The sequence below is a fragment of the Hymenobacter guriensis genome, assembly GCF_015773195.1.
GTDB lineage: Bacteria > Bacteroidota > Bacteroidia > Cytophagales > Hymenobacteraceae > Hymenobacter > Hymenobacter guriensis.
The window spans coordinates 1-12549 of record NZ_JADWYK010000002.1 but is presented as its reverse complement, the minus strand read 5'-3'; the positions used below and the strand labels follow the sequence as shown (position 1 = coordinate 12549).

Here is a 12549-nt window from a genome sequence, read left to right as displayed (position 1 = left end):
GCTGGCGCAATTCCGCTTGAACCATAAAACAAAAAAGGCTTGCCAGAAGGCAAGCCTTTTTTAATCTGCTACAAAATCCGTGTAATTCGCTTAAATCCGTGCGAATCCGTGGTTTATATCGGCCGGGCAATTTGGTCGTAATCAAGCTCGTGGCGCTGGGCGGCCTCCTGCAGAATGGTTTTCTGCCAGGGACGCAGCACCGTATCGGCACCCTGCTCAATGATATCAGAAACCAGACGGTTGGAAAGGACCAGGTTAGCCACGTAGCCGTTCACATCGGTGGTGATATGGGTTTTGAGTTGGTTGAGCAGCTGCTCGCGGGCATCCGCCTGGGCGGCTTTTTCGCCCGTGAGGCGGCGGCGGAACGGAAAGCGACGGTTCTCGGCGGTAGCGGGCGGCTCGGGCTTGGCCACAAAGTTGTCGGGCGACAGTGCGGTAAGCTGCTCTAGGTAGGGCGTGCGGCGTAGCTCGGGGTGCAGGCCGCGGGCGTTTTTCCAGTCGTTGAGACTGCGGGGCGTGTCGCGCACCAACTCGGCCAGCCGGTCGTTGGCAAACACCATGTACGGCGGCCGGTCGAGCTGGCGGGCCATCGTGTCGCGCAGCATATACAGGTCGCGAAACAAAGGCAGCTCGCCGGGCAAAATGCGGTATTTGCCGGCTATGCGCAGGTAAGGCCGCTCGTCGCGGGAGTAGCGCACTTCCTCCAGCGCCTTGTTTTCCTCCGCAGCCCACTGGCTGCGGCCCAGGCTTTCGAGTCGGGCAGCCAGGCGGTCCGTCAGCTCAAACAGGTAAAGCACGTCGTTGGCCGCGTACAGCTTCTGGGCTTCGGTGAGGGGGCGCTTCAGCCAGTTCGACTTCTGCTCGCCCTTATCCACCTCAAGGCCCAGCTCCGACTGAATGAGGCGACCCAGGGAAATGTTATTGTCCGATTCGGCCAGCAGCGTGTACTGCACGCTGGTATCGGTGATGGGGCGTACGTGTACGCCATACAGCTCATCCAGCAGCAGAATATCCGACTTGCAGCTGTGAAACACCTTCTCCACGGCCGGGTTGCGCAGCACTTCCCACAGGGGCTCCAGCTCGTGCGCCGGGTTGGTAAGCGGGAGCGGGTCAATCAGATAAACATTTTCACCGTCGAATACCTGAATCAGGGCCAGGTTGCGGCCATAGCGGTAGCGCATATCGTCGAACTCCAGGTCGATGCCAATGCGGGGGCAGGCGTGCAGGGCCGTGGCGGCTTGCTGAATGGCTGCGGGAGTGGTGAGGTAGTGGATAGCGGGCATTTAGAAGAAATTTCACACAAAGAAACGTGGAATTTGCCGGGGTTCAGCATCTATAATATCCAAGCTCCTGCAGGGAGATTTGCCCGCTACGACCAACTATCTGCCCGCCGGCAGGCCGAAATCTGACATTCATTTCTTAGTATTGCCAAATAGGCCTTTCGTGCGGGGCTTGCAGGAACCGCCGATTCACTACTCTTTCACCACTCTTTCACTCACTTAAACCGACCGCAAGGTCACCCACATGAAACACAAAGTACTCCTCTCCCTGGTACTGTATCTCCTGCTGGGAGCAGCTGCCTGGGCCCAAACCCGCTCCGTGAGCGGCCGCGTAACCGGCGCCGGCGACGGCGCGGGCCTACCTGGGGTTACCGTACTCGAACGAGGTACTACCAATGGTACCAGCACCGACGCCAACGGCGCCTTTACCCTGACCGTACAGGATGGCGCTTCGCTGGTTTTCAGCTCTATCGGCTTCGTGTCGCAGACGGTTCCGGTAACGGGCAGCACCGTGGCCGTGCGTTTGCAAACCAATGAAACCCTGCTCAATGAAGCAGTGGTAGTAGGCTACGGCTCCCAGGCCAAAGCCGACCTGACCGGAGCTATTACGCAGGTAGCTGCCAAGGACATCCAGAACACGCCCGTTCCGACATTTGAGCAGGCCCTCCAGGGCAAGGCTGCCGGGGTATTCGTGGAGAATACCGGCGGTAAGCTGGGCCAGGCCGTGAAAGTGCGCATCCGGGGTACATCGTCGGTAAGCGGCAACAACCAGCCTTTGTATGTAGTGGATGGCATTCCAATTATTTCGGAAGACCAGTCAACCTCATCGGCTGCTACCAACCCCATTGCCGACTTAAACCCGAATGACATTGAGTCCATCAGCATTCTGAAGGATGCCTCGGCTACGGCTATTTACGGCTCGCGGGGCTCCAACGGTGTTATGCTGATTACCACCAAGCACGGCCGCAAAGGCAAAACCAATTTCAACCTGGGTGTGCAGTACGGCACCAGCGAACCAACCAACTACCGCAAGTTTCTGAACGCGAAGGAGTATGTAGAGCTGGTAAGCGAGGCCGCCGCCAACGAAAATGAGCGGGACCCCAGCTTCGATTACGTTGCTTATACCAACGTGCGTCTGCGCCGGTGGTCGGCCGGTAATGATGACTATAAAACCGGAGCCGTAGACACCGACTGGCAGAAAGAAGTGCTGCAGAAAAACCCCTTCAGCCAGTATGACCTGAGTGCTTCGGGCGGCGACGACAAAACGCGCTTCTACATTTCCGGCGGCTATAGCGACCAGAAGGGTATTCTGATTTCGAACCGGTTTCAGAAAATGACTTCCCGCATGAACCTCGAGCACACGGCTACCGATAAGCTCACGTTGGGAGTGAACCTGAGCCTGGCGCGTACGGAAAACCACCGGCTGGACAACGACAACTCGTTTGGTACCCCCATGCAGATTGTGGCTTTGTCGCCTATTACGCCCGTTATTGACCCCCGCACCCAGCTGCTGAGCGGTGCCTTGGATTTGACCACCGGTCTGCCCAACACGCTGTACCCCGTGTACTACAACCCGCTGCTGAGCGTGGAAAATGCTTCCAACGAAACGACGGTTTATCGTGCCCTGGGCAACGTATTTGCCCAATACCAGATTGTGAAAGGGCTGTCCTTCCGCACCGAAGAAGGTATTGACTTCCTCGACCAGAACGAAGAGTACTACTCCGGCCGCCTCACGGCCCGCAATACTGACTTTACCAGCAACGGTAATGCCCAGAGCAACTACTCGCAGAACGTACGCTTCACTACCAACAACTTCTTCAGCTACCGCTACACGGCCAGTGAGCAGCACTCGCTGGAAGCCATTGTTGGTATGTCCTACGAAGGCCGGAGCTACCGCGCCAACAGCGTATCGGGCCAGCAGTTCCCCAGCGACTCCTACAAGAGCATTGCCAGCGCGGGTCTGATCAACGCGGGCTCCTCTTCCGAATCGGCCAGCTCGCTGCTCTCGTACTTCGGCCGCGCCAACTATGCTTTCGACAGCAAGTACCTGGTGTCGTTGAGCGCCCGGGTGGACGGTTCTTCCCGCTTTGGAGCCAACAACCGTTACGGCTTCTTCCCCGCAGCTTCCATAGGCTGGGTAGTTACGGAAGAAGCTTTCCTGCAGGACCAGAAGGTGCTGAGCTTCCTGAAGCCCCGCATCAGCTACGGCAAAACGGGTAACCAAGGCTTCGGCGACTTTAGCGCCCGCAGCCTGTATGGAGCAGGCAGCTACGGCGCCCTCCCCACCCAGCGTCCCGTGCAGATTGGTAACCCCAATCTGAAGTGGGAACTAACTACTCAGGTGGATGCTGGTTTGGAATTCGGCTTTATTAACAACCGCATTTCCGGTGAGGTAGATGTGTACCAGAAGAAGTCCGACCAACTGGCCCTGAACGTGAACCTGCCCGGCACTACCGGCTTCACCCGTCAGCTCCAGAACCTGGGCAAAATGGATAACAAAGGCGTAGAGTTTGCCTTGAACACGCAAAACCTGGTTGGCAACTTCACCTGGTCGACCAACTTTAATGCGTCCTATAACAAGAACAAAGTAGTTAACCTGAATGGCCAGGTGATTGAGGGCGGCTATATCAACCGCGCAGTGGAAGGCCAGCCCATCGGTGTTTTCTACACGGTTGAGTACGCCGGTGTGGACCCAGAGAATGGCGATGCGCTCTACTACCTGAACACGACTAACGCCGATGGCAGCCTCAACCGCAGTACTACTCCCGACTACAACGCCGCCCAGCGGGTAGTAGTCGGCAACCCGAACCCAAAGTGGACAGGTGGTGTTACCAACACGTTTGGCTTCAAAGGCATTGATCTGGGCTTCACCTTCCAGGGTGTATTCGGCAACAAGGTGTTCAATGGTGCCGGCCAGTACATGTCAGCTAGCGCTGGCAATGGCTACGATAACCAGACGGCTGACCAGCTGGAGCGCTGGCAGAAGCCCGGCGACATCACGGATGTACCGCAGGCGCGTTTGTTTGAAGGCAATGGTGTGGCCAACTCCACGCGCTACCTCTCTGATGCCAGCTATGTGCGGCTGAAGCAGGTAACGCTGGGCTATAACCTGCCCACCGCCTGGACCACCAAAGTAGGGATGCAGCGCGTACGACTGTACTTTACGGGTGTAAACCTGCTCACCTTCACCGACTACGAAGGCTGGGACCCCGAAGTAAACACCGACTACCTCGCCGGCAACATTGGCCAGGGTAACGACTTCTACTCGACGCCGCAGGCCAAAACCTACACGTGGGGTATCAACATTGGTTTTTAATCCATCTGTACTAAACGGCTTCGCGCCTGGAAATTTTTAAGATGAAAACACAGTGGCATAAAATAGCCTTTGGCGCGCTGGTTTTAGCGCTACCCTTGGCCAGTTGCGACAGTAAGCTGGATATTGAGCCAGTAACCAACGTAAGCCCGGAAAAAGCACTGCAAACTTCAGCCGACGTGGAAGCACTGCTAAACGGTGGCTATGAGCAACTCGGTGGACAGTACCTGTACGGCGGTGGCCTGCAGTACTACGCCGATTTGCTGGGCGACGCCGGCGACGTACAGTTTGGCGGAACGTACCTGCAGCCCAAAGAGCTTATATCCAAGTCAGTACTCACCAATAACGCCTTCGTGGCCAGTACCTGGACGAGTGCGTACGCTACCATCAATACCGTAAACACAGTACTGGCCAACCTCGATAAGGTATCGGAGGTGCAGAAAAAGCGCGTGGAAGGCGGTGCCAAGTTCATCCGCGGCGCTTTGTACTTTGAGTTGGTGCGCTACTACGGCAAGGCCTGGAACGATGGCAACCCTTCCTCTAACCTGGGAGTGCCACTGGTGCTCACCCCTACGGATGTAAACAAGAGCCCTGGCGAAGAGGCGAAAGTGAAGCGTAATACGGTAGCTGAAGGGTACGCTCAGGCTATCAAGGACCTCACCGAAGCCGAGGCCCTGCTACCGGCCAGCAATGGCTTCTTTGCCACTAAATATGCGGCTTCTGCCATGCTGGCGCGCGTGTACCTGCAGCAGCAGGAATATGCCAAAGCAGCGGTGCAGGCGGATAAAGTTATCAGTTCTGGCAACTACGATCTGGTATATCCCTACGCGGCGGAGTTTGCAGCCTTAGGGAATACCCAGGAAGATATTTTTGCCATTCAGCTTACCCCGCAGTCCGGCATCAATGATCTGAATACGTTTTACTCCATCAACTCCCGGGGGGAGATTTACCTGACGGAAACCTTCGTGAGTCAGTTTGAGCCCGATGATGACCGGTTGAACTCCATTGACTACGACTACGGCCTGTCGACTAAGTTCGACAACATCCACGGCAACATTCACCTGATTCGGTTGGCGGAAATGTACCTGATCCGAGCCGAGGGGAACCTGCGGGCTGGTACGGAGGTAGGAGCTGCCCCGGTAGACGATGTGAATATGGTGCGCGAGCGGGCCTTGCTGCAGCCCTACGGCGACGTAACCATTGACGAGATTCTGCTGGAGCGCCGCCTGGAGCTGGCCTTCGAAGGCTTCCTGCTGCACGACCTGAAGCGCACCGAAGCGCAGGTAGATAACCTGCCCTGGAACTCGCCCAAGCTGGTGCTGCCCATTCCGCAGCGCGAAACGGACGTAAACTCCAACCTGGCGCAGAACGAAGGCTACAACTAGCATTTTCTGCATCAGCCCAATAAAAAAGGCCGTTCCTGATCGGGAACGGCCTTTTTATTTTGTACTAGGCTCTTTACTCTGCTTCGTCCTCCTCGTCATAGTGGCTGAAATCGAGCTGAGGCAGCAGCACCAGCGCGTCGAACAGCACGTCGTCCATGCCTTCGCGGGAGTCGGCATCGAGGGTGCGCTCAAACAGCTGGAGTACCTGCTCACCTTCGTCGTTCACGTAGAGGTTGGTGTAGAGCTGCTCGAAGGCCTGCGCGTCGCGGTGGATAACTTTGTCGATTTCGGCAATGGAGCGGGCCTGGGCAGCGCGGTGCAGCACGTTCAGCACCCGGCGGCTTTCGTCGTGGTCACCCAGGTCGGCCAGGAGCTTGATAAGGCCCATAGCTACCACCAGCCGTACCCGCTCGAAGCGGAAGGCTAGGTCAGGCTTGGGGGCTTTTTCCAACTCCGCATACGCCCCATACTCGGCGGGGGTGAGGTAGCTGGTTGCCTCAGCGGGCTGGGGAAACGCCTCGCGCAGGAGTTTTTCGAAAGCAGGAGCACTCATAGGAAATGGTAAGCCAAGTCTGAAAACAGGGTCAAGGAACTGCCAGGGCACGAAACAAACTGCCAAACCGTTGCAACCTAACCCCGCAAAGGTACGATTGAAGAAGTAGCCGGACAGGTCTGGCAGCCTGCAGGGGCTTGTGCGGCTTTTTCCTACACAGTATTTCAGCCACAACTACTATGACGCACAAAACGAAATGGCTGGCTTTTGCGCCGGCAGGTTTACTAACCATTGGCTTTGGCGCCTGCCTCGTGCAGTGGGCTAGCAGCCTGAAAGAAAAAGGTGAGCCTACGGCCAAGTGGGTGGGCGCCGGCACGCTGGCCCTGGTAGTGCTCAATTCCGGGGTCAGCCTGTTTGGCCAGGGCGTAGTGGAAAGAGTCCTCCACGAAGTGCGGGAGAAAGGCCCGGCCGCTGTGGTGGTTGATGAACTGCCGCAGGCCGAAGCCAGCTAGCAGCTAAAATTCTGCGAAACAACTCAGGGAAAAGCCAGCAAAGCGTCTGTCAGAAGATGCTTTGCCGGCTTTTCGTTGCGTGTGGCGCAACTTTTAGCCGGCCGGGGGCTACTTTGTGCTTTCTTTGGTCTGCCAATGTTTCCTTACACCTGCCGTCTTGAGCGGCTTATTCTTTTCTCTGTGCTACACGTTCGTTTCCGCGCCTTCGGGTGCTGGCTGTGGCTGCTGCTGTCCTGCTGGGCAGCTCCGGCCACGGCGCAATCATCCGCTGCGGCTGGGGCCCTGCTCACGCCCGAGCAGTTTCTGGGCTACCCGCTGGGCGGCCGCTTCACCCCCCACGCCGAGCTGCTGCGCTACGTAGACCACGTGGTGCAGCACGCCCAGGGCCGCATGAAGCTGCAGCCCTACGGGCAGACCTACGAAAACCGCCCGTTGGAAGTGGTGCAGGTGGCCTCGCCCGAAAACCTGGCCCGCCTCGATGCCATCCAACACAACAACCTGCGCCTGGCGGGCCTCGAAAATGGCGCCGTGCAGCGCCAGCAGCCGGGCATTGTGTGGCTGAGCTACAACGTGCACGGCAACGAGTCGGTGTCGTCGGAGGCAGTGATGCAGGTGCTCTACGACCTGGCCAACCCGCAAAATCAGCAGACGCAGCAGTGGCTGCAAAACACCGTGGTCGTCATCGACCCCTGCGTGAACCCCGACGGGCGCGAGCGGTATGTGCAGTGGTACAACCGCGTGAGCAACCGTCAGGCCAACGCCTCGCCCTACGCCTGGGAGCACCACGAGCCCTGGCCCGGCGGCCGCTACAACCACTACTACTTCGACCTGAACCGCGACTGGGCCTGGCAAACGCAGATTGAAAGCCGCCAGCGCCTTACGCTCTACAACCAGTGGCTGCCCCAGGTGCACGCCGACTTCCACGAAATGGGCCCCGATGCGCCGTATTACTTCTCGCCCGCCGCTAAGCCTTTCCACGCCGACGTGACGCCCTGGCAACGCACCATGCAGAATGTCATCGGCGACTACAACCGCAAGGTGTTCGACCAGAACAACTGGCTGTACTTCACCCGCGAAACCTTCGACCTGTTTTACCCCAGCTACGGCGATACGTACCCGACTTTCAACGGCGCCATTGGCATGACCTACGAGCAGGGCGGCTCAGGCCGGGCGGGCCTCAGCTTTGCCAAGTCCGACGGCGACACGCTCACCCTCACTCAGCGCATTGCCCACCACCACGCCACCAGCCTGGCTACCATTCAGGCTACCTCCGAGAAGCACGACGACCTGCTCAAGGAGTTTCAGCAGTTTTTCGAACGGGGCCGCACCAAGCCCCAGGGCGAGTATAAGTCGTTTGTGGTGGCCGGCTCCGGCGACCCGGGCCAGCTTCGTGCCCTCACCCAGTACCTCGACCGGCAGCAGATCCGCTACGGCTACGCGCCCAAGCGCTTGAAAACCCGCGGCTTCAACTACATGAGCGGCAAAACCGAGAACGTGCAGGTTGAAGCCCGCGACGTGGTGGTGAGTATGTACCAGCCCAAATCCACGCTGGTGAAGGTGCTGTTTGAGCCCAAACCCGCGCTGGAAGACTCGCTCACCTACGACATCACGGCCTGGGCCTTACCCTATGCGTTCGGGCTGAAAGCCTACGCCGTGGCCCAGCGCCTCGATAACTCGGGCGCGGCCCCGGCTACCACCACCGTGAAAGGCGCTGCCGCAACCGGCACGCCCTACGCCTATGTGGCCCGCTGGAACAACCTGCAGGATGTACGCTTCCTGAGTCGCCTCCTGCAGCAGAAAGTGAAGGTGCGGGTGGCGCAGCGGCCCTTCGAGGCGGCGGGGCAGCAGTACCAGTCGGGCACGCTCGTCATCACGCGCAGCGGCAACGAAAGCCTGGGCAAGCGCTTCGACCAGCTGGTGCAGGCCCAGGCCGACTCTTCGGGCGTAGTGGTACAGGCCGTGAATACCGGATTTTCTACCAGCGGCGCCGATTTTGGCTCGGGCTACGTGCGCTTCGTAAACATGCCCAAAGTGGCCGTGCTGGCCGGAGAAGGCGTGTCGCCCACGGCTTTTGGGGAGGTATGGCACTTCTTCGAGCAGCAGATCGGCTACCCCATCACGGTGCTCGGCACTGATTACTTCAGCTCCGTGCCACTGGCCAAGTTCGATGTGCTGATTCTGCCCGACGGCTACTACGGTGATGCCTTGTCGGACCGGCAGCTGGAAAACCTGAAAAGCTGGGTTCGGAGCGGGGGCAAGCTCATTGCTATGGAAGGTGGCGCGGCTTTCTTCGCCGGTAAAAAAGACTTCGCCCTGAAAACCAAGCCCGCCGACAGCACCGCCGCCAGCCAGAAAAACCCGTACCGTGCCCTGCGCCGCTACGCCGACGCCGAACGGGAGCAGATCCAGGAGTTCGTACAAGGCAGCGTGTATCAGGTACAGCTCGACAACACCCACCCGCTGGCTTTCGGCTATGGCCCCAGCTACTACGCCCTCATCCGCGACACGCTCAACTACCGCTTCCTAGGGGAAGGCGCCTGGAACGTGGGCGTGCTCAAGAAAAACAACTACGCCGCTGGTTTCGCTGGCTCCCGCGCCCGTCGCAAGCTCAACGATACCGTAGTGCTGGGCGCTCAGGACTTAGGCCGCGGCCAGGTCGTGTACTTCGGCGACAACCCCTTGTTCCGGGCCTTCTGGCAGGGCGGCAAGCTGCTCTTCGGCAACGCGGTATTCTTCGTGGGGCAATAGTTTTAGTGCTACGTTCCTGGTGCTTAGAAGTTAAGTTGCCATACAAAAAGGCCCGCTGATGAAAATCAGCGGGCCTTTTTGTAACTCTGAATCAGGCAAGACATATGCCCTAAGTCCCTAAGTCCCTAAGTCCCTAAGTCCCTAAGTCCCTAAGTCCCTAGTCAACTACGTCCTTGGCGGTGTTCTTTACGGCTTTGCCGGCCTTCTTCAGGCCTTTGCCGGTTTTCTGGGCACCTCTTTTAGCTACGTGGCCGGTTTTGCGGCCAGCACGTTTCACATCCTGGCCGGTGTTGTAGGCTTTCTGTCCGGCCTTCGTGCGACCCGTACGGGCTTCCGATTCCACTTTCACCGTGCCATTGTCGCGCACGTCCACTTCGGTGGTAGACTGGGCGCCGGTGGCGGGGTTCTGGGTTTGGGTTTTGATTTCTTCCTGGGCGAAAGCCGAGCCGGAAAACGCTGCAAATGCCAGCAGCAATACTATCTTTTTCATGGTTGAAGTCTGTGAGTAGATAGCTGCCTATACGGGCTTCGACAGTTTTGGATAACGAAAACCTACGCTGCCCAGCGTTAAGGTAGGAGTAGGGAACTGTCGCCGTAGCTCAGAAAGCGGTAATCGTGGGCCAAGGCATGGTCGTAAATCTCGCGCCAGCGGGGCCCAACCAGGGCGGCTACCAGCAGCAGCAGCGTGCTTTCGGGCTGATGAAAATTGGTGATAAGCCCCTGCACCAGCCGGAAGCGGTAGCCAGGCGCAATTAGCAGTTGGGTGGTGGCGTGCAGCACGTCTTCGCCCGTAGCCGTCAGATGTGCCAGCAGGGCTTCCAGCGCCGCTTTGGTGGCAACTTCCGGGACTTCCTCGTAGGGCTGCCATTGGCTTACGTGCAGTGCCGCGTCGGTTGGGTGCTGCACCAGCCGGGCGCCCAGCCAGTACAGGCTTTCGAGGGTGCGCAGACTGGTGGTGCCTACGGCCAGCACCGGGCGGGACGCGTGGTTCAGCAGCTGCCGCAGCAGTTCCGCCGACACGCTGATGGGCTCAGCGTGCATGGCGTGGCCAGCCATCTGGTCGGCCTTGACGGGCTGAAAAGTGCCGGCACCAACATGCAGGGTCACGCGGCCGGTGCTGATGCCTTTACTTGCCAACTCCGATAGTACTTCCTCCGAGAAGTGCAGACCAGCGGTAGGCGCGGCCACGGCGCCCTCGTGGGCGGCGTATACCGTCTGATAGCGCACGGCGTCGGCAGCAGTATCCGTGCGGTTGAGGTAGGGGGGAAGCGGCAGGTGGCCGGCTTCGCGCAGCACCTCGGCAAATGGCAACTCGGCCGGTTGCCAGCTGAACTGCACCAGGGAGTAGCCTTCCTGAGCTTCGAGCCGCTCAGCTGTGAGCGTGGCCGCCTGGCCGCGGGCCGTAAACGCTACCGTCGCCGGCCCGGTTTTCCAGCGCTTCCCATTCCCCACCAAGCATTTCCACACGCAGGCTCCGGTTTGCTGCATAGCCAGCTCCACGGCCCGGTGCGGAGCTACGGGTTCCAGGCAAAACAGCTCTACGGTGCCGCCCGTGGGCTTTTGCGCGAAAAGCCGGGCCCTTACCACTTTGGTGTCGTTGAAGACAAGCAGCGCATCGGCGGGCAGCTCGGCGGGCAGCTGGCTGAACACCCGGTCGGTGATGGTGCCGCCCCGGTACACCAGCAGCCGCGACTGGTCGCGCCGGGCCAGGGGCTCGGGGGCAATCCGCTCCGGCGGCAGCTGATACGTGAAGTCGTGGATGGAAAGCTGGCGCGGGTTGGTGGTCATAGGCCGCAAAGGTAAGGCCGCGCCTACTTTTTGCGGAAAATGAGCAGGTGCTGCTGGGGCAGGCTCTCAATCGTCTGCACGTACTCCAAGCCCACGGCTTCCATTTCCTTGCGCGCCTGGGCCACGCTCATCTTATGAATGCGCTTGATGGCCACGTTGGGGTCTTCGGCGCGGTACTCTACCAGCGCCACCCGCCCGCCCGGACGCAGGGCCGTGCGTACCGCCTGCATAATCTCCCGCGGGTGGTCGAATTCGTGGTAGGCATCCACAATCAGCACCAAGTCCACGCTTTTGGCGGGCAGGTTGGGGCTTTGGACGGTGCCCAGCACGGGCTGCACGTTGGCGGCGTTGGTACGGGCTTTGGTCTGCCGCAGCGCCTCCAGCATTTCGGGCTGAATATCCACGGCCAGGACCTTGCCGCGCGGTACCAGCGGGCTTATCCGAAAGGTGAAATAGCCGGTGCCGGCGCCTAAGTCGGCTACCACATCGGTGGGCTTCAGGCGCAGCTCCCGCAACAGGATGTCAGTGCCTTCCTCCTGACCCCGGTCGGCGCGCTCCAGCCAGCCGGCGCCTTCGTGACCCATTACGTGGGCAATCTGGCGACCCTGGTAGTACTTGCCGATACCGTTGGGGTCCTGCGCGGGCCGCACCTCATAGCCCAGGCTGTCGGGCAATATGGCACGGCTGGCGGTAGTTCGGGTTTCGAGGACGGGCTGGGTGCAGGCCACGGAAAAAGCCAGCAAAACGGCCGGAGCGACCGTTCTACCCAAAAAAGAAAGAGTGTTTCGAGGCATTCGTTTTCAACAGGTCTGCTTCTCTCAACGCGGTTGCAGCCGGAAGCGTTCGGCCTGGCCTTTCAGGTAAAAAGCCGGTAGTGTAGTCTGCCGCAAGTTAGCGGCCCGCAGGTAAATCATAGAGCAGGGTACACCAGGGCGTATCCCAGTCGCTGTGTTTAGGAAGTGTTAACAGTAGGTATTATTTTGGAGGATGGACTTTATGCTGACGGACGCGCAATGGGCGCGCATCGCGC

9 protein-coding genes are annotated in these 12549 nt (G+C 59.2%); 4 read left to right on the top strand and 5 right to left on the bottom strand.

Annotated elements, in window-relative coordinates; all coding sequences use genetic code 11:
- Nucleotides 1-113: 113 nt before the first annotated feature.
- Nucleotides 114-1283: a ribonuclease D gene (locus I5L79_RS03460; RefSeq protein WP_196953644.1), complete on the bottom strand. Its 1170-nt coding sequence runs from the start codon at nt 1281-1283 to the stop codon at nt 114-116.
- A gap of 241 nt (nt 1284-1524) precedes the next feature.
- Here I5L79_RS03460 and I5L79_RS03455 point away from each other — a divergent pair, with 241 nt between their 5' ends.
- On the top strand, nt 1525-4596 hold the full coding sequence (locus tag I5L79_RS03455) for a SusC/RagA family TonB-linked outer membrane protein (RefSeq protein ID WP_196953643.1): 3072 nt from the start codon (nt 1525-1527) through the stop codon (nt 4594-4596).
- Nucleotides 4597-4637: 41 nt separating this feature from the next.
- On the top strand, nt 4638-5978 hold the full coding sequence (locus I5L79_RS03450; protein ID WP_196953642.1) for a RagB/SusD family nutrient uptake outer membrane protein: 1341 nt from the start codon (nt 4638-4640) through the stop codon (nt 5976-5978).
- A 73-nt stretch (nt 5979-6051) separates the two neighbouring features.
- Here I5L79_RS03450 and I5L79_RS03445 read toward each other — a convergent pair whose 3' ends face one another.
- Entirely contained in the window at nt 6052-6531 is a 480-nt protein-coding gene (locus I5L79_RS03445) for a hypothetical protein (RefSeq protein WP_196953641.1), read from the bottom strand.
- 179 nt (nt 6532-6710) lie between these two features.
- Between I5L79_RS03445 and I5L79_RS03440 the strand changes: the two genes are divergently transcribed.
- Nucleotides 6711-6983, top strand: coding sequence for a hypothetical protein (locus tag I5L79_RS03440; protein ID WP_196953640.1), 273 nt, complete (start codon nt 6711-6713; stop codon nt 6981-6983).
- A gap of 180 nt (nt 6984-7163) precedes the next feature.
- Nucleotides 7164-9731 carry a M14 family metallopeptidase gene (locus I5L79_RS03435; RefSeq protein ID WP_317191351.1) on the top strand — a complete coding sequence of 856 codons (2568 nt, stop codon included), beginning with the start codon at nt 7164-7166 and terminating at the stop codon, nt 9729-9731.
- 157 nt (nt 9732-9888) lie between these two features.
- Here I5L79_RS03435 and I5L79_RS03430 read toward each other — a convergent pair whose 3' ends face one another.
- The 3 genes from I5L79_RS03430 to I5L79_RS03420 all read right to left on the bottom strand — a co-directional run bounded on the left by I5L79_RS03430 (nt 9889) and on the right by I5L79_RS03420 (nt 12289).
- On the bottom strand, nt 9889-10221 hold the full coding sequence (locus tag I5L79_RS03430) for a hypothetical protein (RefSeq protein ID WP_196953638.1): 333 nt from the start codon (nt 10219-10221) through the stop codon (nt 9889-9891).
- 77 nt (nt 10222-10298) lie between these two features.
- The gene (locus tag I5L79_RS03425; protein ID WP_196953637.1) at nt 10299-11519 is read right to left on the bottom strand and encodes an S-adenosylmethionine:tRNA ribosyltransferase-isomerase; all 1221 of its coding nucleotides are present in this window, start codon (nt 11517-11519) and stop codon (nt 10299-10301) included.
- Between the two features lie 23 nt (nt 11520-11542).
- Entirely contained in the window at nt 11543-12289 is a 747-nt protein-coding gene (locus I5L79_RS03420) for a class I SAM-dependent methyltransferase (protein ID WP_231402751.1), read from the bottom strand.
- Nucleotides 12290-12549 lie beyond the last annotated feature (260 nt).